Source organism: Micromonospora sp. WMMD1120, assembly GCF_029626235.1.
Classification (GTDB): Bacteria; Actinomycetota; Actinomycetes; order Mycobacteriales; family Micromonosporaceae; genus Micromonospora.
The window spans coordinates 1,768,744-1,794,620 of the sequence record NZ_JARUBO010000005.1; the positions used below are offsets into that span (position 1 = coordinate 1,768,744).

The 25,877-nt window shown below is 71.0% G+C and carries 24 protein-coding genes and 3 tRNA genes; 14 read left to right on the top strand and 13 right to left on the bottom strand.

The annotated features are described in order from the left end of the window. The first annotated feature begins 50 nt into the window (after positions 1–50). Together O7634_RS08370 and O7634_RS08375 are read left to right on the top strand one after the other, a co-directional pair. Positions 51–2,522, top strand: coding sequence for a hypothetical protein (locus tag O7634_RS08370; protein WP_278149564.1), 2,472 nt, complete (start codon positions 51–53; stop codon positions 2,520–2,522). A gap of 160 nt (positions 2,523–2,682) precedes the next feature. Next, the gene (locus tag O7634_RS08375; protein ID WP_278149565.1) at positions 2,683–3,306 is read left to right on the top strand and encodes a class I SAM-dependent methyltransferase; all 624 of its coding nucleotides are present in this window, start codon (positions 2,683–2,685) and stop codon (positions 3,304–3,306) included. Positions 3,307–3,363: 57 nt separating this feature from the next. Here the strand turns inward: O7634_RS08375 and O7634_RS08380 are convergent, their stop codons facing one another. Then, a complete protein-coding gene (locus O7634_RS08380; RefSeq protein WP_278149566.1) occupies positions 3,364–4,893 on the bottom strand; it encodes a non-reducing end alpha-L-arabinofuranosidase family hydrolase in 1,530 nt (509 codons plus the stop codon). Positions 4,894–5,346: 453 nt separating this feature from the next. On the opposite strand from O7634_RS08380, the gene O7634_RS08385 reads away from it, so the two are divergent. Together O7634_RS08385 and O7634_RS08390 are read left to right on the top strand one after the other, a co-directional pair. Further along, on the top strand, positions 5,347–6,501 hold the full coding sequence (locus O7634_RS08385) for a low temperature requirement protein A (protein WP_278149567.1): 1,155 nt from the start codon (positions 5,347–5,349) through the stop codon (positions 6,499–6,501). Positions 6,502–6,744: 243 nt separating this feature from the next. Next, positions 6,745–6,936 (top strand): hypothetical protein, encoded by a 192-nt coding sequence (locus O7634_RS08390; RefSeq protein ID WP_278149568.1) that lies wholly within the window; start codon positions 6,745–6,747, stop codon positions 6,934–6,936. A 12-nt stretch (positions 6,937–6,948) separates the two neighbouring features. Here the strand turns inward: O7634_RS08390 and O7634_RS08395 are convergent, their stop codons facing one another. Both O7634_RS08395 and O7634_RS08400 read right to left on the bottom strand, forming a co-directional pair. Continuing rightward, positions 6,949–7,197 carry a hypothetical protein gene (locus tag O7634_RS08395; RefSeq protein WP_278149569.1) on the bottom strand — a complete coding sequence of 83 codons (249 nt, stop codon included), beginning with the start codon at positions 7,195–7,197 and terminating at the stop codon, positions 6,949–6,951. Next, positions 7,175–7,345 (bottom strand): hypothetical protein, encoded by a 171-nt coding sequence (locus O7634_RS08400; RefSeq protein WP_278149570.1) that lies wholly within the window; start codon positions 7,343–7,345, stop codon positions 7,175–7,177. The genes O7634_RS08395 and O7634_RS08400 overlap by 23 nt, the downstream gene beginning before the upstream one ends. 139 nt (positions 7,346–7,484) lie before the next feature. Here O7634_RS08400 and O7634_RS08405 point away from each other — a divergent pair, with 139 nt between their 5' ends. Next, entirely contained in the window at positions 7,485–7,718 is a 234-nt protein-coding gene (locus O7634_RS08405) for a winged helix-turn-helix domain-containing protein (RefSeq protein ID WP_278149571.1), read from the top strand. Positions 7,719–7,794: 76 nt separating this feature from the next. On the opposite strand, the gene O7634_RS08410 is transcribed toward O7634_RS08405, so the two are convergent. Beyond that, positions 7,795–8,517: a response regulator transcription factor gene (locus O7634_RS08410; RefSeq protein ID WP_278153910.1), complete on the bottom strand. Its 723-nt coding sequence runs from the start codon at positions 8,515–8,517 to the stop codon at positions 7,795–7,797. Then, a complete protein-coding gene (locus O7634_RS08415) occupies positions 8,496–9,659 on the bottom strand; it encodes a histidine kinase (RefSeq protein ID WP_278149572.1) in 1,164 nt (387 codons plus the stop codon). The genes O7634_RS08410 and O7634_RS08415 overlap by 22 nt, the downstream gene beginning before the upstream one ends. Before the next feature lie 134 nt (positions 9,660–9,793). Between O7634_RS08415 and O7634_RS08420 the strand changes: the two genes are divergently transcribed. Continuing rightward, complete coding sequence (locus O7634_RS08420) at positions 9,794–10,492, top strand: hypothetical protein (protein ID WP_278149573.1); 699 nt, start codon at positions 9,794–9,796, stop codon at positions 10,490–10,492. 1,019 nt (positions 10,493–11,511) lie between these two features. Here the strand turns inward: O7634_RS08420 and O7634_RS08425 are convergent. Beyond that, positions 11,512–11,587 (bottom strand) — tRNA-Arg (locus O7634_RS08425). Between the two features lie 35 nt (positions 11,588–11,622). Beyond that, positions 11,623–11,713, bottom strand: a tRNA-Ser gene (locus O7634_RS08430). A 146-nt stretch (positions 11,714–11,859) separates the two neighbouring features. On the opposite strand from O7634_RS08430, the gene O7634_RS08435 reads away from it, so the two are divergent. Continuing rightward, a complete protein-coding gene (locus tag O7634_RS08435) occupies positions 11,860–13,269 on the top strand; it encodes a hypothetical protein (RefSeq protein WP_278149574.1) in 1,410 nt (469 codons plus the stop codon). 85 nt (positions 13,270–13,354) lie between these two features. Here O7634_RS08435 and O7634_RS08440 read toward each other — a convergent pair whose 3' ends face one another. Further along, on the bottom strand, positions 13,355–14,125 hold the full coding sequence (locus O7634_RS08440; protein ID WP_278149575.1) for a CPBP family intramembrane glutamic endopeptidase: 771 nt from the start codon (positions 14,123–14,125) through the stop codon (positions 13,355–13,357). Between the two features lie 144 nt (positions 14,126–14,269). Between O7634_RS08440 and O7634_RS08445 the strand changes: the two genes are divergently transcribed. Further along, on the top strand, positions 14,270–15,385 hold the full coding sequence (locus tag O7634_RS08445) for a globin domain-containing protein (protein ID WP_278149576.1): 1,116 nt from the start codon (positions 14,270–14,272) through the stop codon (positions 15,383–15,385). Between the two features lie 67 nt (positions 15,386–15,452). Here O7634_RS08445 and O7634_RS08450 read toward each other — a convergent pair whose 3' ends face one another. Continuing rightward, positions 15,453–16,982, bottom strand: a complete 1,530-nt coding sequence (locus O7634_RS08450) for a peptide deformylase (RefSeq protein WP_278149577.1) — start codon at positions 16,980–16,982, stop codon at positions 15,453–15,455. 365 nt (positions 16,983–17,347) lie between these two features. Between O7634_RS08450 and O7634_RS08455 the strand changes: the two genes are divergently transcribed. Further along, complete coding sequence (locus O7634_RS08455) at positions 17,348–18,124, top strand: IucA/IucC family C-terminal-domain containing protein (RefSeq protein WP_278153911.1); 777 nt, start codon at positions 17,348–17,350, stop codon at positions 18,122–18,124. A gap of 194 nt (positions 18,125–18,318) precedes the next feature. Here the strand turns inward: O7634_RS08455 and O7634_RS08460 are convergent, their stop codons facing one another. Further along, a complete protein-coding gene (locus O7634_RS08460) occupies positions 18,319–20,154 on the bottom strand; it encodes a hypothetical protein (RefSeq protein ID WP_278149578.1) in 1,836 nt (611 codons plus the stop codon). A gap of 218 nt (positions 20,155–20,372) precedes the next feature. On the opposite strand from O7634_RS08460, the gene O7634_RS08465 reads away from it, so the two are divergent. Then, complete coding sequence (locus O7634_RS08465; protein WP_278149579.1) at positions 20,373–21,083, top strand: class I SAM-dependent methyltransferase; 711 nt, start codon at positions 20,373–20,375, stop codon at positions 21,081–21,083. A 143-nt stretch (positions 21,084–21,226) separates the two neighbouring features. Here O7634_RS08465 and O7634_RS08470 read toward each other — a convergent pair whose 3' ends face one another. Beyond that, positions 21,227–21,769 (bottom strand): YbhB/YbcL family Raf kinase inhibitor-like protein, encoded by a 543-nt coding sequence (locus O7634_RS08470; protein WP_278149580.1) that lies wholly within the window; start codon positions 21,767–21,769, stop codon positions 21,227–21,229. Positions 21,770–21,897: 128 nt separating this feature from the next. Between O7634_RS08470 and O7634_RS08475 the strand changes: the two genes are divergently transcribed. Both O7634_RS08475 and O7634_RS08480 read left to right on the top strand, forming a co-directional pair. After that, positions 21,898–22,062 (top strand): hypothetical protein, encoded by a 165-nt coding sequence (locus tag O7634_RS08475; protein WP_278149581.1) that lies wholly within the window; start codon positions 21,898–21,900, stop codon positions 22,060–22,062. An 88-nt stretch (positions 22,063–22,150) separates the two neighbouring features. Beyond that, complete coding sequence (locus O7634_RS08480) at positions 22,151–23,401, top strand: Imm1 family immunity protein (RefSeq protein WP_278149582.1); 1,251 nt, start codon at positions 22,151–22,153, stop codon at positions 23,399–23,401. Between the two features lie 14 nt (positions 23,402–23,415). Here O7634_RS08480 and O7634_RS08485 read toward each other — a convergent pair. Next, positions 23,416–23,502 (bottom strand) — tRNA-Ser (locus O7634_RS08485). A gap of 164 nt (positions 23,503–23,666) precedes the next feature. On the opposite strand from O7634_RS08485, the gene O7634_RS08490 reads away from it, so the two are divergent. Beyond that, a complete protein-coding gene (locus O7634_RS08490; RefSeq protein ID WP_278149583.1) occupies positions 23,667–24,665 on the top strand; it encodes an NAD(P)H-quinone oxidoreductase in 999 nt (332 codons plus the stop codon). Here O7634_RS08490 and soxR read toward each other — a convergent pair. After that, positions 24,658–25,134: a redox-sensitive transcriptional activator SoxR gene (gene soxR / locus O7634_RS08495; protein WP_278149584.1), complete on the bottom strand. Its 477-nt coding sequence runs from the start codon at positions 25,132–25,134 to the stop codon at positions 24,658–24,660. The two genes, O7634_RS08490 and soxR, sit on opposite strands and share 8 nt — an antisense overlap. 47 nt (positions 25,135–25,181) lie before the next feature. On the opposite strand from soxR, the gene O7634_RS08500 reads away from it, so the two are divergent. Next, positions 25,182–25,877: a transketolase gene (locus tag O7634_RS08500; protein WP_278149585.1), complete on the top strand. Its 696-nt coding sequence runs from the start codon at positions 25,182–25,184 to the stop codon at positions 25,875–25,877.

Below are 25,877 nucleotides of genomic sequence, written 5' to 3' on the forward strand. Positions count from 1 at the left end.
GTCGCCGAACAACGACTGTCGTCGCGGCATCTGCGCTCAGCTGCACGCTCGTGGTCGGGCTCGCGGCCACGCCGGCCGCCGCGGCCCTGACGGCGCCGACCGACCTCATGACCGCGGGCCAGCCCTGCGCCACCGACGCGCCGGGGCCGTACCTGAGCCCGGACAGGCTCAACGACGCCCGTGCCGTGGTGCTGAAGGGCGCCTTCACCGGCGCCGACGAGGGTGCCGAGCTGCAGGCCGACTTCCAGGTCTGGGACATCACCGACCCGGGGCACCCGCAGCAGTGGCTCACCGGGGTGGGCGAGCGGAACAACGAGGTCTACATCCAGCTCGAGGACGACTCGCGGCAGCTCGACGGCGTCACGTACGCCTGGCGGGTCCGCGTCCTCGACGGGGACACGGCGACACCGTGGAGCGGCACCTGCCACTTCACCCTCGACCGCACCGGCGGCCCGGCGCCAACCGTCGACTCGCCGGAGTACCCCTCCGGAGGGTGGGACAGGCCGGGCGGCGCGATCGGTGTTCCCGGCGTCTTCACGCTGACCTCGGCGAGCCCGGACACCGTCAGCTACCGCTACCAGTTCTACGCGAGCGAGATGAGCGAGCAGGCGCCGGCCGGCACCGTGGCCGCGAACGGGCTCGGCGGTCCGGCCACCGTCGAGTGGACGCCCCAGTCGGCGGGTTACCACTCGGTGGAGGTCTACGCCATCGACCGGGCTGGAAACTACTCCGAGCGAAACATCTACGAGTACGTCGTCCGGGAGACCCGCCCGTCGATCTTCTCTGCCGCGTACCCGGACTGGGGCACGAACCTGGACTACAACGTCGGCGTGCCCGGCGCGTTCGAGCTGCGCTCCAACGTCGCCGACACGGCGTCGTTCGCCTGGCGGATCGACGGGGGCGGCCCGTCGGGGACGGTGCCGGCGGCGTCCGACGGAACGGCGACGGCGATGATCGCCCCCACCCGCGCCGGCCGACAGACCCTCTACGTCCACAGCGTCACCCGCGACGGCACGGCACACGCCCCCCGCGCCTACGAGTTCCTCGTCGACAACGGCCCCAGACTCACCGGTGACGTCGACAGGGGTGTCACGATCGGCTCGTCGCTCAACTTCCACCTCGCCCCCCGGGCACCTCAGGTGCAGGCCTACGTCTACTGGGTGGAGTACCTGGGCCTGGAGCCCCGACCGATCGAGAAGATCACCATTCCGGCGCGGGCGGACGGCACCGCGGACTTCACCTGGACCGCCACCGAGACCAGCGTCAACGGTCTGCGGGTGCAGAGCCGCAGTGCGGACGGCACGCTGTCCGAGCCGCGCTGGAACCCCATCTCGGTCGACGGGGCGGAACCGACGGTGGTCCGCAGCGGAGGCACCGACCTGGGCACACCGGCCACCTTCACGGCCCGTACCCGGATGGCCGGCGTCACCGAGTACGTGACGACGCTGAACCGCGACGAGTCCACGAAGCAGGTCATCCGGCCGGCCGCCGACGGCAGCGCCACCTTCACCTACACGCCCACCAAGGCCGGCTACAACTACGTCACTGTCGTCGCCCGCAACGCCGCCGGCGTGCAGACCGAGGAGGGCGGCACCTACTGGACCGTGCTGGACGGACCCAGGATCACCTCGACCGACTTCCCGACGACCAGCAGCGGGCGGTTGGCCCCGGGCACCTTCACCTTCACGCCCCGCCTGGCGGGCACGACCGCGTACGAGTACACGGTCAACTTCGGCGCGTACACCAGGATCGCCGCGAAGGCCGACGGCACCGCGACGTTGACGTGGACCCCGCCGGAGGCCGGCTGGTACTACCTGACCGTTCGCAGCCTGACCGCCGGCGGCACCCGTTCCGCGAACACCCAGTACAACTTCCTGGTGGAGTCGGCGACGGTCAGCTCCGTGGCACCGGCCGTGGTGCCACCGGGAGCGGTCCGGACGATCACCGTCAGCGGCACCGGGTTGCACCCGAGGGACGGGGTCCAGGTGAACCCGGCCTCGGGAGACCCGCTGACGGCCACCGTCAAGACCGTCTCGTCGGACGGCACGTCCATGACCGTCGACGTGAACCTCGGCTCCGCGCCAGCCGGTCCGGCCAGCGTGACGCTGCGCCCGTACGGCGGCGGCGCGCCGGTGGTGCTGGCCGCCGCGTTCACGATCAACCCGCCGCTGGCGCTCCGCGCGACGAAGGCTCCGGCCATCACCGGGGCGGCGGTCGTCGGCGGAACACTCACCGCGCAGCCGGGCGAGTGGACGCCTTCCGCCACCTCCTACCGCTACCAGTGGTCCGCCGACGGAGTCCCGATCAAGGGCGCCACCAAGGCCACGCTCCGGGTCGACGAGGGGTTGCTCTGGAAGAGGCTCACCGTGACGGTGACGGCCATCCGTACGGGCTACGCCGATGCCTCCGCTGTCTCGGCCGCCACGACGAAGGTCGGCCGAGGCAGCGAGGAGCGTCCGCCGCCCCGACCGGTCGTGCGTCCGGGCACACCCTGGTCGGACACCCGCCGCCCGACCACCTGATCGGACGACCGGTGACCGGCCGCGCACGCCGACGGTGGGCGGCCGGTCACCGGGACGTCCGCGGTCCGGCGTGGTCGCGCGACCTGTCGTAACAGTCAGCCAGGGCACGGTGACCGAGGACACGGTGCACGGTGGGCTCGGACAGGGTGGAATCGGAGGCGTGAGCAGAACAGGCCCGGCGGCTGACGTGGCGGGGTCCGGTCTTCCGGCCCGCGACCCGGGCCCTTCCGGGGCCGGCACCGCCTCCTCGGCGGACGCGCCCGTCCGGGCGACGGCCGCCCACCGGCAGCGCTGGGCGGTCGAGACGATGACCGTCGCGCCGGACGACCAGGTGTTGGAGATCGGCTGCGGTCGGGGCGCCGCCGTCTCCCTGGTCGCCGACCGGCTCACCAGCGGACGGATCGTCGCCGTCGATCGCGCCGCGACCATGGTCCGGCTCGCCACCAGGCGCAACCTTCGCCACATCGGTGCCGGTCGAGCCGAGATCCGGTGTGCCGAGTTCGAGACGACCGACCTTCCCACCGCTCACTTCACCAGGATCTTCGCGGTGAACGTCAGCCTCTTCTGGTTGGGCGACGCGGCCCAACAGGTCGCACGCATCAGGAGCCTGCTGGCACCGGAGGGCCGGCTGTACGTGTTCGGTGAGCGGCCCACCGTCGCACACGCCACCGCGAACCTCACCGCCACCGAGCTCCTGCTGCGGACGCACGGGTTCACCACCACCAGGTTGAGCGCCACCCGTGGACAGGGACGGGTGCTCACCTGCGTCACCGGCACGCCGTAGACATGACGAGGGCGGGCCCGGCGTGCTGCCGGGCCCGCCCGTCTGGGTCAGGTTGGATCAGCGTTGCAGGGTCAACAGACCCGGCCGGTACGGCAGCAGCCCGTATTCGACGCCGTCGGAGCTGGGCGAGCGACCCTGGTAGAGCAGTTGCAGGTTGCACGCGTTGACGGTCATCGTCTGGTCCGCGTTGGTCCGCAGCAGCTCACCGTGGCTGATGTCGTTGGTCCAGGTGGCGCCGCTGTTGGCCTTGCCGGCGAACGGGTTGCTCTCACTGGTGGCCTGCGGCGTCCAGGTGCCACCCAGGCTGGTCGCCGTGAACGACCGGAAGTAGCGGCCCTGCGAACCGATCGCCTCGACGATCATGAGGTACTTGTTCAGGCCCTGGAGCTTGTAGACCTGAACGGCCTCGAACAGGTTGTTGGTGGTGTCGGTCATGATCGTGGTGTAGTTCGAGCCGAAGCTGCCCGGGAAGTTCCCGATCGGCATGCTGGCCCGGTAGATCCGGCCGTTGTCACCGGCGAAGAACAGGTACATGTTCTGGTCGTCACCGATCAACGCCTGGTCGATCGGGCCGGTGCCGGAGTTGGAGATGCTGCCGCTGAACAGCGTCTGCGGCGACGACCACCCGTTCGCGTTCGTCGGGTTGGTCGACGTCCGGTACGAGAACGCCGGGCCGCCCCACTGGTACGCCAGCACCCAGATGTTGCGCGGCGCGAAGTAGAACAGCGACGGCGCGACGGTGCCCTGGTTCATCGGGTTCTGCGTCGCCGACGCCATCTGCGAGTAGTTCGTGAACAGGCTGAAGTTCATCGAGCCCCACGAGCTGCCGAAGTCGTGCGTGGTGGCGTAGACGAGCTGCTGGCCGTTGTACGGCGCGACGGTGAAGTCCTTCAGCGAGACCCAGCCCGACCTCGGCTGCGCCAGCGCCCCGGTCGACGACCAGCGGTACGTCGACGGCAGGTCGCAGGTGCCGGTCGGCGGCGGGGTGGTGGTGGGCGGCGTGCTCCCGTCGACGCGGACGAGCTGCCACTGCTGGTTGGCGCCGTTCCAGTCGTCGTACTGCACGATGTTGCCACCGTCGGCGGTCGAGGCGCCCTGCACCTCCATCACCCGGTTGCTGTTCCGGTTGATCAGCCGAACGTAACCACCGTCCGAGTCCGCCAACCGGAACTGCTGGTTGGTGCCGTTGTTGTCGGACCACTGCACGATCGCCGCCCCGTTGGCGGTCGCACGCTGGTAGACGTCGAGCACCTTGCCGGACAGCCGCGACTTCAACCGGTAGTACCCACCACCGGAGTCGACGAACTGCCACTGCTGCTGGTTACCGTTGTTCCGGGTCCACTGCGTGATCCGGGCACCATCGTTGGTAGCCAGGTTGTACACGTCCAGCGCCTTGCCGCTGTTGCGGTTGACCAACACGTACCACGCGTTGGTGTCCACGGTCGCCGCTGCGGCGGGGGACGACACCACCACCGCGGCAGCGCCACCGACCATCAGGGCCGCCGCGCCGGCGGCGATGAGCCGGGGCAGCCACCAGCGCCGACGCACGGGCGGCGCAATCGATGGAGACCTATCTAGGGCAGACATGATCCTCCTCCAATGACCAAGAGCCGAACGGCCTGCCCGGGGCTGGGCCCACCGCGACGCGTGGCCGGGCCCAGGCGTCCCAGCGTTAGCGTTAACAAGACGCCTGTACAGCCCAGCGCACGCCTGAAACGAGATCGACGGAGCTGGCCTTGCCCGGAGAGCCAGCATGCCGTCGCCCTTAGGCATCGACTGTGAGCGATAACATGTCGTTCGTCAAGACGTAATGTGCTGGGAACATCGATGACTGCCACAGTGTCACCCCCGACGTGATCGCGTGGTGCCGAGCACCCGCAGGCCACCGCCCCGCTCGGCCAGCGGGTAACTCCCGGCGCCCTCGCTCGTTGATCACCGTGTGCGACAAGCCCTCGGCGTTGCGGGTCACGGCGTCGCCTCGGGATCGACACGACCCGACGTGGCAGCGTCAGCAGAGGGCGCGGCGGAGCCGGCGGGCCGATGACCGGCACGGACCCGGCCGGGCTGCGACGTAACCCCAGGTCGTCAAATCGGGCGACGCTCCTGGAACTGTTCTTCGACGTCTTCTACGTCGCCATGTTCGCGCAGCTCTCCATGCAGTTCGCCAAAGATCCCAGCGGGGGCGGGCTGGGACAGACCCTCATCCTGCTGCTGGCCGGCTGGTGGACCTGGTCGACGACGGTGAACGCCACCGAGTTCTACGACCCCCAGCTCCGGGTGGTCCAGGCGGTGGTCGCCGGCACGGTGTTCGGCGTGGCCCTGATGGCGGTCGCCGTACCGGCCGCCTACGGCGGGCGCGGGCTGCTCTTCGCCGGCGCGTACGTCGGCATCCATCTGCTCCGGGGAATCCTGCTGATCGTCGCGCTACGCCCACGCCGTGCGCACGCCCGGGAGGAGCGCGTCCTCTTCTGGTTCGTCCTCTCCGGGACCCTGTGGCTCGCCGGCGGGTTCGCTGGCCCGGCGTGGCGCACCGGCCTGTGGGCCGGCGCGCTGGCTGTCGACTACCTGGCCGCCGGACTGCGCTACCCGACGCCTCGACGGGGCCGGCTACCCATCACACGGTTGAGCACGCACTTCGGCGAGCGCTACCAGCAGATCGCCATTCTCGCCCTCGGCGAGCTGGCGCTGATGTCCACGTTGATATTCAGCCGCGCGAGCTACACCCCGGCCCGTGCCGTCGCGTTCCTCACCGCAGTCGTCACGGCGCTGCTGTTCTGGCACATCTACGTGTTACAGAGCAACAAGCTGGTCGACCGGTCGGCGCACCTGCGTCCGCACGCCTCGATCTTGTTGGCCCCGTACGTCTACGCCTCCGTCATCACCGGCATCATCGCCACGTCCGGCGGTGTGGACCTCGTCCTCCACGACCCGCAGGGAACCACACCGGCGAGTTGGGTCGCTCTCCTCACCGTGGGACCGGTCCTGTACGTGCTCGGCCGGATGAGCTCGGAGTACGTGCTCCTCGGCCAACTCCCGCCCATCCGCGTAGCCTGGCTGGCGCTGCTGCTCGCCTCGACGCCGCTGCTGACCATGCTGGCCCCGTGGCTCGTCATGATCGTGAGCGCGGTCGTCCTGGTCGGCATCACGATCACCGACGTGCGGCGTCTCCGACGCGCCGCCCTCGCCTCTGATTAACCTGGGTCGGCCGCTCCGAACCGCCCTTCCGCGCGCCCCTTCGCCCGTACCGTCAAGGACAGGTCCGGCGCGACGGAGGGCGACCTCCGGTGACCGGCGCGACCGGGCACGGACGGAGGCGATGTTCGGTGTCAGGTCGGGCCGCGTCGACAGGCTCGGTGACGCTTTCGTCGCCGGCGGGCGCGCCAGGGTCATCTACTGCCCACCCGGGGTGTACTCCATCCGCAACGCCGGCACTACTCGGTGACCATCCGGGGCAACCTGATCCGGGACAGCGGTTCCGGCACCCAGACCCAGGGAATCTGGATCACCGACCGGGGCAGCTGTCTGAACTGCCGAGTGGTCGAGAACGACCTGGACGGCAACGACGAACCCGTCCGCACCGACACACCGGCGGTGGGCGGCCACTGGAGCGGCAACCACGGCAGGCCGTGAGACCGAGCCGGCTCACCGCCGCCTGCGGGCAGCGGCGGGAGGAGGGGAGAGCACACGGAGGCCGGAGGGCTGGACGAACAGTTCCCGCCGGGCCGCCGCCTCGCCCCGGGCGTCCAGCTCGTACCCCTCGATCCAGGCCCATCCGTCGTACGTGACGCGGTCCGTCAGAACGCGGATCAGGCGCAGGCGGAACGGCCGGCAGAACTGGACGCTCGCCGCTCGGGTGACGAGCAGGAGGTCACCACTGGCGAATGGGAGCACGCGCCACCGCCCGCCGCCAGGCCAGGATCCGCGCTCGGGCCACTGCGGCCCTCGGACACCAGCCGTCCGGATGGCAGCGGACACACCTCTGCACGCGGTGGTAGTCGACCACCGTCCAGGACAGCTCGACGACGAACGGAATCTTCACGAGCGCCTCCTAGCTGGGCAAAGGTCTGACCTGGAATATAGTCCAACTCGTACAGTATGTATAGCAGGTACTATAAGTTTCATACGTGTAGTCAGTACCCAACGCCCGGCCCGTATTGAGCGTCCATAAAGTGTCGATCATGGTTGACGAGATGAGCCCGGTAGCGCTCTACATCCAGGTCGCGGATCTCCTCACCAAGAAGATCGAGTCCGGGAAGCTCAAGCCTCGTCAGCCGCTGCCATCCGAGGCCCATCTCCAGCAGGAGTACGGCGTAGCTCGCGGCACGGTGCGAGCCGCCATCCGCCTACTGCGGGAGCGGGGTCTCGTGGTGACCCTCCCGGCCCGCGGCACGTTCGTCGCCGACAAGCCCTGACCTGAGCGGTGTCGCTTCCTGCCGGAGGCGTCGATCCTGGTGCGGGAACGACGGCTACCGTGCGGCTGCCGGTCGCTCAGGGCAGCTCGGCGTCGTGCACGAGCAGGGCGATCTGCACCCTGTTGTTCGATCCCAGCTTGTCCAACAGCCGCGAGACGTGCCCCTTCACCGTCGGCACGCCCATTCCCAGCCGGGCGGCGATCTCGGCGTTCGAGTGACCCTGGCCGACGAGCACCGCCACCTCCCGTTCCCGGTCGGTGAGGGCGGCCAGTTGTTCGCGGGCGCGGGCCCGGCGGCTGCCCGCTACCGGGTCCGCGACGTGGTCGATGAGCTGGCGGACCACCGAGGGGGACAGGATCGCCGCCCCCGCGGCGACGGTACGGACGGCGGCGAGGATCTCCAGGGGCGGCGTGTCCTTGAGCAGGAACCCGCACGCGCCACCGCGGAGGGCGTCCAGCACGTACTCGTCGGCGTTGAACGTGGTCAGCACAATGATCTCCGGTGCGCCCGGTCGGGACCGGATCTCGCGGGTGGCGGCCAGCCCGTCGACGCGGGGCATTCGGACGTCCATGAGGATCACGTCCGGCCAGTGCGCGTGGGCTACCGACACCGCCTGCGCGCCGTCGGCCGCCTCGGCGACCACCTCGATGTCGGGTGACCCACCGACGAGGATGCGCAACCCGGCCCGGACCAGCGGGTCGTCGTCCACGACGGCCAGCCGGATCGGCCGCCGACCGGGATGAGACCCGGCTGGGCGCGAATCGCCGGGCACGCCGTTCAGGTGGGCCACGGCAGCCAGGCCTCCAACCGGTACGTCCCATCCACAACGCCGTACGTCACCCGACCGCCGGCCAACGCCACCCGCTCGCCGATGCCGACCAGCCCTATCCCGCCGGGCCGCGCCGCCCGTCCGACCGTCGGCGGGGACGGGTTGACCACCACGATGCGCAGGCCGTCGCCCGGCCGGCCGACCAACCGGACCGTGGCACTCGCGTCGCCGCCGTGTCTGCGGGCGTTGGTGAGCGCCTCCTGCGTGATCCGGTACGCCGTCCGCCCCACCAACGTCGGCGGATCGTCCCCGGTCACCTCGTCGGCGAACTCGACCCGCATCCCCGCCGCACGCGCGCTGGCCACCAGGTCCGGCACGTCGGCCAGCCCGGGTTGCGGAGGTTCCGGCCGGGCCGCGACGCCGACCACGGCTCGCAGCTCCTCAAGGGCCTCGTGCGCGCTGGACCGGATCGCGCCGGCCGCGATGGTGATCTCGTCGGGGCGGGCGTCGGGACGGACCTCGAGCGCACCCGCGTGCAGACTGATCAACGACATCCGGTGTGCCAGCACGTCGTGCATCTCCCGGGCGATCCGGGCCCGTTCGGTCAGTCGCGCCTGATCGACGCGCAGGTGCTGCTCGGCCTCCAACCGCGCCGCGTGCGATCGCAGCGACTCGGTGAGCCGCCGGTACGCCTGCACGAACTGACCCCAGCCGATGACCGCGACGCCGGTCACGGCGCGGAGGACGACGTCCACCCAGACCGGGTACGGCGGATCGTTCTGAAGCAGGAAGTAGACCACGCCGGTGCCGACGTGCGCCGCGCCCAGGGCGAACAGCAGCCGGGCCCGGCGGCGGACCGCCGCGGTGAAGATCGCGACCAGAATCGGCCCGGTCGCGGTCACCGAGATCGCGCCGAACGGCAGCAGCGCGAGCAGCACGGCAACCGGCCAGCGTCGCCGGACCAGCAGCGGGACGGCGCAGAGCATGCCGATCAGCACGTCGACCGGCCACGGGATCGCCGCGCCGGGTGCGGTGCCGTCGCCGATCCGCAGCATGACGAGGCCGTACCCCAGGGCCACCGTCACCGCCACGGCGTCGGCCAGGCGGTGCCGCTGGGCCAACCGGTCGCCGGCCGGGTCGGGCACGAGCAGGGCGAACAGCGCGGCGGCCATGCCGGCAGCCTAGGGGGTACGGCCGGAGGCGCCAGCTACCAAAGTAGGGCATCCGCCAGGTCCTCCGGCTCGTGCGTGAGCCGCCACCCGTCGACGATCCTCATCCGGGTCGATCCCGCGAGGTGGAGGACCAGATGAGCGAACACGAGACGATCACCGGCGCGTTGCGGCGTGCTGCCGGGGCCCGGAACCGCCGCGTCCTACTCCTGGTGACGGTTGTGGTCGGGGTCGTCGCCGCCACGGCGCTCGTCGCCGGGCTCCCGCCGGCCGAACGCACCGTCGTCGCGTTCGCCGAGCCGGTGCACGCGTTCATCTCCGTACCGCTGCCCTTCATCGGGGTCATGCTGGCCCACGACCTCCGGAAGGCCCCCGGCGCGCCGGTGCTGCCCACGCTCGCCGCGGCGACGCTGATCGCGGTGGCCGCCGGGGTGGCCGGTGACGCGATTCTCGGCGTCGCGCTGGCCGCCTCCGGGTCCACCGCGCCCGACCGGTGGACGTACGCCGGCCCCATCGCCCTCACCGGCGTGCTGGTGCAACTGCTCGCGCAGCTCGTCGGCACCGGCCTGGGGCTGCTCATCGCCCGACCACTGTGGGCCTGCCTGGCCACCGTCGTGCTGCCGCTCGGGGCGTACGCGCTGCTCACCCCGCTCGGTGCGGTCCGGGACGCGCTCACCCCGTACGGCGCTCTACAGCAAGTCCTCACCGAGGCTCCCACGGGCACGGGATGGGTGCGCTGGGCGACCGCGGCGGTGGTGTGGGGCGTGGCGCTCAACGTGGTCGGCGCTGTGGTGCGGTGCCGGACCGACCGCACTTCGGCGCGGACGGGACTCTGAGGCTGTGTACCGACAGGTGTCTGCCTGGGGCAGGCACGGCCGATCATGCTGGCGCTGGCAGGGCGTGGACGCTGGCCTGGCCGCGCGCCGAAACCCATCCGTGCACCCCCGGGAAGACGGGCGAAATAGACAGTATTCCATAACCACGACGCGGGGGCGGGCGACGTTACGCGCAGCGCAACTGAAACCGTGCCGGTCTTAGCGAGTGGCGAGCCAGGTATCCTCGACTGTGTAGTCGAAAGCCTTCTCGCCGCAGGCTCCGGAGGAAGACGGGGAAGGCGTCTCGCCAGTCGCGGTGCCGCACAGTTTCAACGATCCATTCGACGAGGCCTGGCAGGGCCGCCACGTAGTCGACCACTGGCCGGCTCTCGGCCGACGACGGGAAACCCGCTGACGCGATCCGGCTCTTCTGCGAGGCGGAGGCATTCTCCGACGATTACCTGACGGGCCACGGATACTTCCACCAGCGCATCGCCGAGGTGCTTGTCGACTACGGTTCCCTGCGAGAGGCGGAGTACCACCTCAAGGCAGCGGAACGCACGTTCGCGACTGTAGGACAGACGAGCAGCGGTCTACACGTACTGAACGGTACGTGGGCACGCTGGTTTGTCCGCAGCGGTGACCTCCGATCAGCGGTCGACACCCTACGGGCGGCCGTGCGGCAGAGTCGGCGACACGGCACGCCGCGCGTTGAGCTCGTCCTGCTGGCCGAGATGCTTCGGATACAGCTCAAACGGCGTCGGATCGACGCGGCGTCACTGATCCTGGCCCGCGCGGGCGTCGTCTATCTACGCTCGGAGTCGATACGCGGCCCGACACAATTCGCCCGGCAGGCGGTGACGGTGTTCCGGCGTGCCGTCCGGATGCTGCGGACGCCTCGGACCGTCGGCACCGGTGGTCGGGAAGGCCGCCCCGTGCCTATCGGGTGCACCTGCGGCGCCGACCACGATCCGTCAAGGTCATATGACTGAAAGAAGAAGGCCGTGACCCTCTTCTTGCAGGTCACGGCCTTGATCTTGTGGTGCGCCCGAAGGGACTCGAACCCCTAACCTTCTGATCCGTAGTCAGATGCTCTATCCATTGAGCTACGGGCGCTCGTGCTCAGCCAGCATACACACCCGGCTTTCGCGCGGAGACTCCGGGATTCGAACCCGGGAGGGGCTTTAAGACCCCAACCGCATTAGCAGTGCGGCGCCATAGACCAGACTAGGCGAAGTCTCCCTGGTGATCCTCAGACCACCGCGCCCGAGGATACAGGTCACCACCCACCGGGAGCAAAACGACTTCCGGGGTACGTCGACCGGGTCCGCCCACCCTCCGTGTCGTCACGCTGTGCCGGGGCGTGATCGGGACTACGCTCCATCGATATGCAGGAGCAGCCGCCCAGCGAGTCGCCCCGTCGAGAGCCTGCTGAGAGGGCGCGGCGACGCTCCCCACGGGCCACCTTCACGCCCCCGACGACCGCCGAGCAGGCCCCGACCGCCGAGCAGGCCACGACCGCCGGGCCGTCGCCGACCGACGGCGAGCAGCCGACGGGGAAGGCCACCCCGCGCCCCCGACGGGCCAAGGCTGCTCCCCCGGTGCTCTTCCAGCCACCCGACCCGGACCGACCCCTGCCCCGGCAGCCCAAACGCACCCGGGCCGCCGCGCCCAGCGACCCGAGCAGCGAGCAGCCCGCGCCGCCTGCCGGCGGAGCCAGCCGCGAGCCGGACGAGCCCAACGAGCAGCCCGAGCAGCCGGCCAACGTCGCCAGCCCGGAACCGCCGCAGCCGCAGACCAGCAAGACGAGCCCAGAGCCAGCCGAGCCGCCGGCCGCCGACACCGGCCAGGAGCCGCCGGGCGCCAACGCGGGCCAGGAGCGACCGGAACCGACTGCAGAGGCCGAACCGGCGACCCGCACGCCGAAGGCCCGAGCCACCCGCGCACGGAAAACCGCCGCCAAGAAGGCGGTCGAGGTGACGCCGACCACACCGAAGCCGAGCAAGCGCGCCGCGAGCCCCACCAAGCGGGCGACCGCCCCCCGCACGAGCACCACCGCACCGCAGACCACACCCGAGCCGCCGACCGCCCCGCGCACGAGCGCCACCGCACCGCAGACCACACCCGAGCCGCCGACGGTGGTGATCGCCGGCTCGGGGCGTACCAGGGAATCGGACCTGCTGTCGACGGCCGCGCGGGTGCTCGACCACCCCGGCTTCGCGCCGGAGTTGTTGGCTCTTGCCGCGGTGCGCGCGCTCGGGCCCGGCGCGGCCGAGTGGGCGGCGCGGCTGCGCAGCCGGTACCCGGACGCCTCGGCGGACGGGTTGGCTCGGTTGGCGACCCGGCGGTTCGTCCGCGCGGCGGGCGCTGGCGGGGTTACCGCGGCGTTGGCGGGGCTCTTCGCTCCGCTGGCCGAGCTGACCTCGGTGCTGTGGACGCACGCGAGCCTGGTGCTGCACCTGGCCGCCGCGTACGGGAAGGACCCGACGCATCCCGACCGGGCCGTGGAACTGCTGGTGCTGACCCAGGTGCATCCGGACGCCGCGAGCGCGAGGGCCGCCCTGGCCGCCGCGCAGGCGGCGAGCGAGCCGGCCGAGCAGGGCTGGCCCAGGGCCGCGGAGGCGGCCTGGCGGCTGGCTGCGCCGCTCACGGCGCAGGCGGGCGGTTGGATGGCGTTGCGGCTGGCAGCCCGGCTGCTGCCGGGCGCGGCGGTGCTCGCCGCGGCGCTGGGTGACGCGGCGGCGGCCGACCGGCTCGCGGCCCGGGCGGCGGCCGCCTACCGGCCGGGCCGGGGCTGAGCCGTCAGAGCCACCGGCCGGCAGTGCGCCGTCAGAGCCACCGGCCGGGGCTGAGCCGTCAGAGCCACCGGCCGGCGGTGCGCCGTCAGAGCCAGTCGAACCACTCGCGGGGCAGCAGCGCGTAGCCGACGAAGGCGAACACGTCGAGCAGTGTGTGCGCGATGACCAGCGGCAGGACCCGCTTGGTGCGCAGGTAGAAGAGGCTGAACACGACGCCCATCACCGCGTTGCCGACGAACGCGCCGAAGCCCTGGTAGAGGTGGTAGGAGCCGCGCAGCAGCGCGCTCGCCGCGATGATCGCCGCCAGCCGCCAGTGCAGCTGGCGCAGTCGGGTGACCAGGTAACCGACCACGATCACCTCCTCCAGCACCGCGTTCTGCACGGCCGCGAGGATCAGCACCGGGACGGTCCACCAGAGGTCCGGCAGCGCGGCCGGCACCAGCGTGGCGTTGAGGCCGAGCTGGGCCGCCACCCAGAACAGCGCCAACCCGGGCAGGCCGATCAGCGCCGCCAGGCCGGCCCCCCGGGCCAGGTCCTGGCCGGGCCGCCGGGCGTCCAGGCCGAGGGTCCGCGCCGGGTCGCCGGGGTCACGAGCCAGCAGGTGTACGGCGAGCAGCACCGGCAGCAGCGCGAACACGATGCCGAGCAGTTGGTAGGTGAGGTCCAGCCAGGGTCGGGCCGACGCCGAGGTGTTCAGCGAGGCGGTCTGCTTGGAGAGCGGACCGTCGGCGGTCAGCTTCGCGATGATCGACACCACCGCGTAGACCGCTGACTGGCCGAGCGAGAGGCCGAGGACCAGCAACGTCTCGGTGCCCAACAGTCGGCGGGACACCGGGCGGGTCAGCTCAACTGTCACCGCACCACTGTGCCCGACCGGCGGCGCCGGTGACACGGCCGACCGGCCAGCATGAGCCGATCGCACATTCTGTGCGACCGGTCGACACTCTCCGTGGAGATTCTAACGGGGCCCGATCCGCTGCCGTCTGGAGAAGGAGCGCCCGTGGACAACCTCGCGCGGTTGCTGAAGGAGAGCTGGACCCTGGTCGAGGACGACCGGGTCCGGCTGACCGAGCACTTCTACGCTCGGCTGTTCCTGCTCGACCCCGCCCTGCGGACCCTCTTCCCCGTGCAGATGACCGGCCAGGGTGATCGCCTGCTGGAGGCGATCATCACCGCAATCCACACCGTTGACGACCCGGAGAGCTTCGACGAGTTCCTCCGGGCGCTGGGCCGCGACCACCGCAAGTACCACGTCGACGAGCGGCACTACACGACGATGGGCGTCGCCCTGCTGGACGCGCTGCGCAGCACCGCCGGCGACGGCTGGAACCTCGAGTACGACCAGGCGTGGCGCGAGGCGTACGCGGCGATCGCCGCCCTGATGATGGCGGGCGCGGCCGCTGACGACGACCCGCCGTTCTGGCACGCCGAGGTGCTGACCCACGAGCGCCACGGACCGGACACCGCCGTGCTGACCTGCCGGGCGTTGCAGCATCCGCTGCGCTGGAAGGCGGGGCAGTACGTGAGCCTGGAGGTGCCGCGACACCACCCCCGGGTGTGGCGCAACTACTCGGTGGCGAACGCCCCGAACGACGACAACGTGCTGGAGTTCCACGTCCGGTCGCCGGGGGCGGGCTGGGTGTCCGGCGCGCTGGTGCGCCGGGTGCGACCGGGTGACCTGCTCCGCCTGGCGGCCCCGATGGGCTCGATGACCCTGGACCGCGCCTCGGAACGGGACATCCTCTGCGTGGCCGGCGGTGTCGGCCTGGCCCCGATCAAGGCGCTGGTGGAGGAGCTGGCCAGCTACAACCGCACCCGGTGGGTGCACGTCTTCTACGGCGCCCGGCAGGCGGCGGACCTGTACGGGCTGGCCGCGTTGCAGGAGTTGGTGGCCGTACACCAGTGGTTGTCGGTCACGGCGGCGTGCAGCGAGGACCCGGACTTCGACGGCGAGCAGGGCGACATCCCCGAGGTGGTGGCCCGGTACGGTCCGTGGACCACGCACGACTGCTATGTCTCCGGGGCCGCCCGGATGGTCCGGTCCACCCTGCGGGTGCTCGCCGCGGACGGGGTGCCGCCGCCGCAGATCCGCTACGACACCTTCGGTGACCTCTAGACGTTCCTCCCCCCACACCGGGGCGCGTGCCCCTGCCCCCTGGGGCACGCGCCCCGGTCCCCAACGGTCAGTAGCGCCACGGATGCCCGGTCTCGCGGTATTCCTCGACCGGCACCAACGGCACCCCGGGCGCCATCCGGTCGACGTAGAGCCGGCCCTCCAGGTGGTCGATCTCGTGGGCGACCAGTCGCGCCATGCCGAACTCGAACGACGTGATGATCCGGCTGCCGTCCCACTGGGCGTGCTCCACGTCCAGCCGCAGCGGCCGGGGCACCAGACCCCTGTGGTCGAAGAAGGAGAGGCAGCCCTCGTACTGCTCGTCACTGTCCTGAGCGGCGTCGACCACCCGGGGATTGAGCAGCACGACCGGCTCCGCCGACCGGTCCGGGGGCCGCACCACCGCCACCGCCCGACCGACGCCGAACTGCGGGGCGGCGACACCCACCCCCTTGCTGAACGGGTGCAGCTCGTCCAGCCGGGCCAGAGCGGTCACGAGCCGGTCGACCAGGTCCCGGGCGAGTTGCTCCTCGCCGGGCAGGTCGAACGGGCGGGCGCGTTGCCGGAGCAGGTCGGCTCCGCGCTGCACGATGCCGAGGCCGCGCATCCGGTCGCTGGGCCGGACCCGGGGGCCACCGGGGCCGCTGTCCGGTTCGGTGTCCGGTCGAGCCCGGAAGCGCCACTGCAACCGGTAGCGGGCGTTCAGCGGCGGGTCGTCGGTATGCCAGTCGTAGATCGCCCGGTCACCCTCGTCGTGTCGCTGCGGCGCCGTCCGCAACGGGCCCTCCTCCGCCGAGAGCGAGGTCTCCACGCCCCAGACCTGCGGGTCGAGCGCCGCCGGCAGATCCAGCCGTACGGCGAGCTGCCTGGTAGGCAGCCGGACCGCGCGTTGGAACCAGGGGCCCCACTTCTCCTGCCCGACGCAGTAGGCGTACTCGATGGTGGCCCGGTCGCCCGGGTAGAGCGGGAAGCGTCGTTCCCCGTTCTCGAAGAGCAGCCAGATTTCCTTGAACGCGTCCCGGTCGTGTTTGGCCCGCCAGTGCATCGGCTCCGGGTCGCCGCTGCCGTCGTCCCGGTGGGCCTGTAGTTGCAGCTCGGCGAACGTGAGCGGGTGCTCCCGGTGGTGCCGGTTGGACCGGCCCGGGTCGTTCGGGTAGCGGTCGACGGCGACCCGGACCAGGTAGCGGGTCACCGGTTCGGTGCCGGCGTTGTACAACTGACGGTGGATGACGCACCGGTAGCCGTCGTCGGTGTGGGTGAGGGTGGCCAACTCCCGTTCCACCACGAGCCCGGTGCCGGGTGGCAGCCACTGGCCGGGCGGACTGGACTCTCGGTTCGGCTGGCCCACCCGGGCGTGCCGCAGGTCGTCGTACTCCCGGAAGCGCTGCCAGATCGCGCCGCTGGCCTCCAGGACGGCCTCCGCGCGACGGGCGAAGTCCTCGGTTGGGCGGTGCCGGCGCCCCTCGACGTGGCTCACGTAGGACGGGTCGAACCCCATCAGGACGGCCAGTTGTTTCTTGGACAGCCCGCGCCCGGTCCGTTGGCGGGCGAGTTCGGCCGCGAAGGAGTCGGCAGCCCGTTCGAGGGGTGAGGTCGTCATCGGCTTCCTCGTGGCCGGGGCTATAAGTTTCACGTTCCGTACGTGAACGCACACGCATCTGGCATTTTCCCGACACACCGCTTGACAGTTGTCGATGAATACCGGCCGTGAGGGCAGTTGGCCATGGCAACCCCACCGGGGTGGATGGAGCGGCGCTCCTGCGGCCGAACGACTGACCCGCGTTTACGGGGCCCCGGATCGCGGTACGCGGTCCGGGGCCTTCCCGGTGCCTGTCGCTCGAATTACAGACGCTCGCGCATGTCGGCAGGATTGGTTAGGCTAGCCTTAGCTCAGGACGGCAGCTGGCCGTCCGCCGGGGCCCACTCCTCGGCCACGCGGACGGGGGATCTCAGGTGACTGTGGTGATGCCGAGGCGGGAGGTGACCGCCACTCCGTTCGCCCCCGTCACCGCCGCCCTGCGGGCCATGTTCGGCACCGACGACCTGCCCGGACTCGCCCGGGGCCTGCTGGTCGACGACGAGTTCGGCTGGGCCCCCGCCAGCACCCTGATCGACGGCACCCGGCTGCCGGAGCTGCTGCGCAACGCCGCCGTCCGCTGGGGCGGCACCCCGCACGCCTGTGCGGCGCTGGCCTGGAAGTCGTACAGCTACTGGACGGCGCTGCCGGTCGTGCTCGGCTGGGCCTCCGCGCGGCGGGTGCCGCTCGCCGGCCCGGACGACGTGCTGATCCACTTCGAGGACCACCGGCAGCTGCTGACCCTGGGCCTGCGCTCCGGCACCGCCGTGGCGGTGCTGCCGAACGACCCGCTCGCGCTCGCCGGCCTGCCGCAGGTGCGGGTCGTGGCCGACGAGGCGGAGCTGCTGGCCGCGTTGCGCGCGTCACTGCTCGATGCCCACCTGTCGCCGCTCATCGCGGCCATCCAGTCCGAGGTCCGGGTGGGCGCCCGGACGCTGCTCGGCTCGGTCGCCTCCGGCATCGCGCACGGCCTGCTGCGGGCGGCCGACAACCTGCCCGGCCCGACCACGCAGAACATCGAGACGCTGCTCGGCGCGCTCGACCTGGCCGACCTGATCGAGCTGGTGCCCGGCGCGAACGGCGAGCCGACGGTGCAGCGGCGCACCTGCTGCCTCGCCTTCACCCTGCCCCGACCGAAGGTCTGCCAGGGCTGCTGCGTCCGGTAGGACCGGCGCGTCCGCCCGACGAGCAGACACCCCCCGGTTCGCTCTGGTCGCACCGCTTGCACCGGGGAGCCGATGTGTCCGAGAGCGGTATACCTCAGAGTCATAACTATGCCTGTGAGGTATAAGGCTCACCACTGCATCCGCCCCGCCGGACGTGACCGACGGTAACCGCCGCCAGCAACCCACCCACACGCTCAGTCGGTGAGCGACCGGACGTCCCACACCCACACCCCACCGGTGAAGATCGGTTGGATGCCGGTCAGCTCAGTCATTCCCCGGCGCAGCGCGGTCTCGTGCTCGTGCGGCCCGAGGATGACCACGCCGGCCCGCCAGAAGCGCAGGTCGTCGATCGCGTTCACCCGACTTTGCGGAGTGATCGGCGGCACCGCCCCGGTGCGGCGGATGGTGTTGAAGAAGCTGCTGGTGGGCCGGGGCGGGGCACCGAACAGGGCGACCCGGGGCGGATCGGCGGTCGGGCGGGTGTCCGGGCCGAGGAAGTAGCCCCGGGCCAGTGGCAGGTCCAGCCGGGTCGCCGCGGACCAGCGCAGCGGCTCCGCGTAGTTGGTGTCCGGCAGCGGGAGGGTCACCACACTGCGCCCACCGGCCACGTAGTGCCGCCAGGTCCCATCCGTCACGAAGGTGGGGATGGGATCGAGCATCGCCACCGGCAGCGGCGTGGGGACGATCGGCAGCAGGGCCATGGTGAGCACCGTCGCGGTGCCGAAGCGGATCTGCCCCCGGGCGCCCGGGTACGCGGCGGCCAGCTCGCGGGCGCGTTCGGCGCCGTAGGCGAGCAGCAGCCCGATGATCGGGGTGATCGCCAACGCCCACCGGGTCGGCACCACCGAGTGCAGGATCGGCAGGTTCTCCAGGGCCGCCCAGGGGCCGGGCACGCCCGTGCCCCGATTCTCGAAACGCACCTCGCGGCCCAGTGAGAGCACCGCGAAGAGCAACCCGAGCCCGGCCAGCGCGAGCACCACCACCGAGCGGCGCAACCACCACACCAGGGCGATGACCAGCACCAGGAGGGCCCAGCCGAAGAAGCTGTTCTCCTCGGTCGGGTTCTTGGCCAGGCCGGCGGCGGTGCGATCGCTGCCGGCGAGGGACTCCCGGGCGTACGCGACGAACGAGGCCAGATCACTCGAGTAGCCCCGGATCAGCCGGGACAGCCCGGAGTACGCGTCCGGGCCGAAGAACTGCACGTACAGGGGATAGGCCAGCAGTAACCCGGCGGCGACGGCGGCCACGGCGAGGCCGGCGAGGAAGGGGCGGGTCCGCGACCGCAGGTCCGCGCGGCCGAGGGCGAGCACGCCGATGACCACGCCGAGCCCGATCGCCGTCATCAGCAGGATCTCGAGGTTGAGGAAGGCCTGCCAGACGATGACGAGGGCCAGCAGCAGGCCGTTGCGCAACCAACGACGGGGCTCACCGAGGCGCAGCGTGCGCCAGATGATCAACGGGACGACGAACTGGGACACGATGTTCGGGTGCCCGTTGGCGTGCGACACCATGGCCGGCGCGAACGCGCAGAAGCCGGCACCCAGCCACGCCGGCCCGCGGCTGCCGATCAGCACCCGGGAGAGCAGGAAATACCAGGCGGTGGCCGTGGCGATCATGCCGGCGGTGAGAAAGAGCAGGAACGATGCCCGTGGCCCGAGCAGCAGGGTGACGGGTGTCAGTGGCAGAGAAATGGATAATACGGACGTATTGGCCATCAGATTGACGCCCTCGGGGACGTTCATCTGATTGGAATGGAATGGATACGCAAAGTGCGTGACTACTCGCGCACCGTGGGCCATCATCCATTCAAACTGCGGCTGATCGGACGGGTTGTCCCGCACCTCGGTGCCGGGATTCAGCCAGAGCCGACCGGTCACCCAGAGGCCGAGCAGCACGAAGCTCGCCACGGCGGCCAGATCGATCCACCTACCCCTGCGGGAGGCGCGAGTGAACCCGGCAACCCCCTCCACGGACGGCGTGGCGGCCGGGTCACCGCTACCGCTGGGCAAGTCCGGTTCAGGAGTAGTCATGACAATTCGTAGGGTAGTCAGCATATGACACCGCCGTGACATGTTTCGGGGTACTGCCGTACTATGTGCCGGGTTCGCCGACCGCCGATGCCGAACCCAACCCCCAACCCCCGACCACAATTCGGCCACCCCGATGCCCCGATTCTTCTGCCGCACCAGCGGATGATTCACTCGGTCGGTCCAGGCACGGGTCGAGTCATATCGTGAGGAATCGACGCATGGCAGAAATCACTGGGGATCAGCGCGTGCAGTCCGAGGTGCTGGAAGGCCTGGCGACTGCTGTCAACCATCGCCGCTGGTTCATCGAACTGGCCGTGCCGTATCTGGGCGACAACCCGATCGAGATCGGCAGCGGCCTCGGCGACTACGCGCTGGAGTGGTCCGAGCGGTTGCCCCGGTTCACCGCCACCGAGGCCGACCCGGACCGGCTGGTGCAGCTCAAGGAGCGCCTCGCGGACCGTCCGAACATCGACGTCCGGCAGATGCTGCTGCCGCACGACGACCAGGGCGACTACAGCGCCGCGGTCTCGTACAACGTCCTGGAGCACATCGAGGACCACGTCGGCGCGCTGAGCAGCATGCGCGACCTGGTGCGTCCCGGCGGCGCCGTGATCATCATCGTGCCGGCGTTCCAGTTCGCGATGGGCCCGGCCGACATCGCCACCGGCCACGTCCGCCGCTACACCAAGAAGACCCTCGCCGCCGCGATGACCGAGGCCGGCCTGACCGTCGAGAAGATCCACTACGCCAACGCGCTCGGGTTGATCGGCTACTTCATGGCCACCAAGGTCTTCCGGCTGATGCCGAAGGAGGGCCCCATGGTCAAGGTGTACGACACCGTCGTCCTACCCGCCACCAAGGCCGCCGAACAGCTCGTCCGCCCCCCGTTCGGCCAGTCCGTCTTCGCAGTAGCCCGAGTCCCCGCCTAACCCCACCCCCGCGATCCCCCCCACCCCCGCGATCTTGCACTTTTGGTTGCCGTTATGCCCTTTACGCCCGGCATGTCGGCACAGAAAGTGCAAGATCGCGGGAGAGGTGGGGTGGGGCGAGGGCGGGGTGGGGGTGGGGGTGGTTACTCCTTGATCTGGTAGGTCGGGCGGATCACCGCTCGGGCCAGGGTGTGGAACGTCAGGTTGAAGCCGACGTAGGCAGGACTGGCGTCCGGCGTCAGGTCCAGGCGCTCGACGTCCAGGGCGTGCACCGCGAAAACGTACCGGTGCGGGCGGTCCCCGGGCGGCGGAGCCGCCCCGCCGTACCCCTGATCGCCGTAGTCGTTGCGGACCGAGAAGGCCCCACCGAGGTCGGTGCCCGCAGCGCCGCCGGCGCCGGTGGGCAACTGCGTGACAGTGGCCGGCACGTTCACCAGCACCCAGTGCCAGAACCCGCTGCCGGTCGGCGCGTCGGGGTCGTAGCAGGTCACCGCGAAGCTCTTCGTCTCGGCGGGGAAATCCGACCAGGTCAGCTGCGGCGAGACGTTGTCGCCGCCGGTGCTGCCGTGCGCGTGCCGGGCATCCATCGGCTCGCCGTTCTGCACGTCGTCACTGGTCAGCGTGAACGCGGGCAGCGTCGGCAGCAGCTCGTACGGGTCCGGGGCGATCGGTCGTTCCAGGGTCATCGGGACGCGTCCTTCCGGTGTGCGGAAATACCAGCCTCTTCTTACCCCGCTGTGTCCGTTCCGACGACCGGCACCGTGGTTTTCCGGCGCTACGGTGGAGTTCGGGCGACGTTCCGCAGGGGGACATGGTGGCCGGCATCTGGCGGGATTTCCTGGTGGCCGTCCTCACCGCGTTCCGTCGCCGGGACGAGCGGGCCAGCGCCGAGGAGCGCCGACGGGCGGTCGAGCGGCTGGCCGAGGAGACGATTCGCGAGAACCGTCGAGCGGGGCGCTCCGGGGACAGCGGCGACTGATCAACTCCGCTTCAATGACGTCGGGGCATCCAGTCGGTTCGGATACCCCAACTTCCAGGAAGCCGAGTGGATCAGGGACGTAGGTGACGTGAACGAGTTCGAGGAGCAGGTGGATTCGGCGCGCTGGACCGCGGAGGACCGGGTCGAGGCAACACGCCGTGGTGACGCGTCATCGGTGGACCTGAGTGGGCTGATGCTGACGGCCCTGCCCGACTCGCTGGGGGAGCTGACCACCCTCACCGAGCTGAACCTGGCCGGCAACCGACTCGGCGCCCTACCGGAATGGCTGACCGGGTTCACCGGGCTCACCGAACTGAACCTGACCGCCAACCAGCTCACCGAGCTGCCGGACTGGGTGGGCAACCTCAGCACCCTCACCCGGCTCGACCTGGGCGGCAACCGGCTGGCGGCGCTGCCCGAGACACTGGGCGGGCTGACCGCCCTCACCGAGCTGTTCGTGTGGGGTAACCAGCTCGCGGCGCTACCGGAGTCCATCGGCGCGTTGACCGCGCTGACCGACCTGTTCGTCGGCGGCAACGAGCTCACCGCGCTACCGGACTCGCTGGGGAAACTCAGCTCCCTCACCCGGCTCGGCCTCTCCGGTAACCGATTCGCGGCGCTGCCCGAGTCGCTGCGCAACCTGACCGCTCTCACCTGGCTGGATCTGGCCGGTAACCGGCTCACCGCGTTGCCCGACTGGGTGGGTGACCTCACCGCTCTCACCCGGCTGGACCTGACCGGCAACCAGCTCTCGTCGCTGCCCGGGTCGCTGGGCAACCTCACCACCCTCAACCGGCTGTTGCTGACCGACAACCGGCTCACCGCGCTGCCCGAGTCGCTGGGCGACCTCACCCACCTCGACCGGCTGGACGTGGCCGGGAACCCGTTCACCGCGCCGCCGGCCTGGCTGGGCAGGCCCCGCCCCGGGACGCAGCCGACGAACGCGCCGCTGCGGGCCTGGCACGACGACACCAACACCGTCGTGAACGACGCCGCCGACCTCGACACCCTTTTTGATCGGGTACGGTCCGGCGGCGTCTCGCTCAGCACCGAGGACGACGAGCGGCGTCTCTTCGTCGACCTGGCCGGCGACCAGTCCGCGCTGGTGTGGGAGGACGAGGAAGACATCATGATCAGCTGGGGGCCGGTGCCATCGGGCGCCCCTGCCGGTCAAACCGCGGCCGACGCCGAGTACGCGTACGACGACCCGTGGTTCACCGAGTCGGAGGACGACGAAGCGCCGCTTCCCATCACCGTGGAGCAGGCCCGGCAGGCGGCGCACGAGTTCCTGCGCACCGGCCGGCGCCCCACCTGTGTCCAGTGGGTCGAGAAGCCGTAGGCGGTGCCCGGCGGCGGAGGGTGTGGGATTCGAACCCACGAAGACATCGCTGCCTTACCGGTTTTCAAGACCAGCGCCATCGGCCACTAGGCGAACCCTCCCGGACCGCCGCCCGTGGGCGTACGGCCACGGACAGTCTGCCATGGCTCACTCCGGGCGGCCCGCCGTCCCTCCCCGAATCGCGTCGGCCTGACCGCCCGGCGGGTCCACTGTGTCCCGGCCGGTGCGGCTGCGGCCCTCCGTGATCGTGGGTAAGACTGGGCCCATGCGAGCCATCACCATCCCGCAGCCCGGTGGACCCGACGCGCTGGTCTGGGCCGAGGTGCCCGACCCCGAGCCGGGCCCGGACGAGGTGATCGTGGACGTGCGGGCCACCGCTGTGAACCGTGCTGACCTGCTGCAACGGCAGGGGCACTATCCGCCACCGCCGGGCGCCTCGGCGTACCCCGGGTTGGAGTGCTCCGGGGTGATCACGGTGGTCGGCGCGGACGTCGCCGGGTGGGCAGTGGGGCAGCAGGTCTGCGCGCTGCTGGCCGGCGGCGGGTACGCGGAGCGGGTGGCGGTCCCGGCCGGGCAGTTGCTGCCGGTGCCGGCCTGCGACCCGGTCGACGCGGCGGCCCTGCCCGAGGTGGCCTGTACGGTCTGGTCGAACCTGATCCAGGTGGCGCGGCTCCGCGCGGGCGAGCGGCTGCTGGTGCACGGCGGCGGCAGCGGGATCGGCACCTTCGCCGTCCAGTTCGCGGCGGCCCTCGGCGCGACGGTCCTGACCACCGCCCGTGCGGAGAAGCACGCCCGGTTGCGCGAGCTGGGCGCGGCGCACCCGATCGACTACCGGGAGCAGGACTTCGTCGAGGAGGTCCAGCGGGTCACCGACGGTCGCGGAGTCGATGTCATCCTCGACATCATGGGCGGCTCCTACCTCGGTCGCAACGTGGCCGCGCTGGCTACCGGCGGGCGGCTGGTGGTGATCGGGATGCAGGGTGGGCGCAGGGCCGAGTTGGATCTCGGCGCGCTGTTGACCAAGCGGGCGAGCGTCATGGCGACGTCGCTGCGCTCCCGACCGCTCGCGGAGAAGGCGGAGATCGTCCAGGGCGTACGGGACGAGGTCTGGCCTTTGGTCGAGGCCGGCAGGATCCGCCCGATCGTGGACCGGCGGCTGCCGATGACCGAGGCCGCCGAGGCGCACCGGCTGGTCGAGTCGAACGACCACTTCGGCAAGGTGCTGCTCACCCGCCCGCCGGACGCGGCGACGGCGGTCAGCTGAGCGCCGGTGGCGACAGCGCGGCGTCCTCCGCGGGTCGGGGCAGCACCAGACGGGCGCCCGGCCCCTCCCCGCCGAGCGCGTCTCCCGGGTTGTTGAGCGCGCAGCGCTGGAGGGAGAGGCAGCCGCAGCCGATGCAGCCGTCCAGGTCGTCGCGGAGCCGGGTGAGCAGCCGGATCTTCTCCTCCAGCCGACCCCGCCAGCTCGCGGAGAGCCGCGCCCAGTCCTGCGGACTGGGCGTGCGCGCGTCGGGAAGCGAGTCGAGGGCGGCCCGGATCTCGTCGAGCGAGATGCCGACCTGCTGGGAGATGCGGATGAAGGCGACCCGGCGCAGCTCGGCGCGGGCGTAGCGGCGTTGGTTGCCGCCGGTGCGGTCGGCGCGGATCAATCCGAGTCGCTCGTAGTAGCGCAGCGCCGACGGCGCCACCCCGGAGCGGACGGACAGCTCACCGATCGTCAGTGAATCCTGCATCACCAGGTCCTTGAGTTGAAGTGCGCTTTAACTCGCACAGTAGCGGCATGACGACCACACTGACCACCGACAGCGGTCCTCGGCTCCCCGGCCTGATCCGGCGGCTGACCGGCGACGAGAAGCACGCGCCGAGCGCCCACTCCACCCTCGACGTGCTCCAGGTCCTCTACGACCGGGTGTTGCGGATCAGTCCGGAGACCGTCGACGACCCGGAGCGGGACCGGTTCCTGCTCTCCAAGGGCCACGGGCCGGCCGCCTACTACGCGGTGCTCGCCGCGCACGGTTTCCTCCCGGAAGCCTGGCTCGACGACCTCGCCGGACCGGACAGCCGACTCGGCCACCACCCGGACCGACTGCTGGTGCCCGGGGTCGAGATCGGCTCCGGCTCGCTCGGCCACGGACTCGGCCTGGCCGTCGGGACCGCCCTCGGCCTGCGGGCCCAGGGCCTGGACAAACCCCGGGTGTACGTGTTGCTCGGCGACGCCGAACTGGACGAGGGCGCCAACCACGAGGCGATGGCGTACGCGGGAGCGACCGGCCTGGACACCCTCACCGCGATCGTCGTCGACAACTCGTCGGCGACGTACGGCTGGCCGGGCGGCATCGCCAGCCGCTTCACGGTGAACGGCTGGTCCGCCGAGACCGTCGACGGCCGGGACCACGAGGCTCTGCACCGGGCGCTCACCGGGCACCGACCGGCGCGACCGCACGTGGTGGTCGCCCGGATCGAGGGGAAGGGCTGA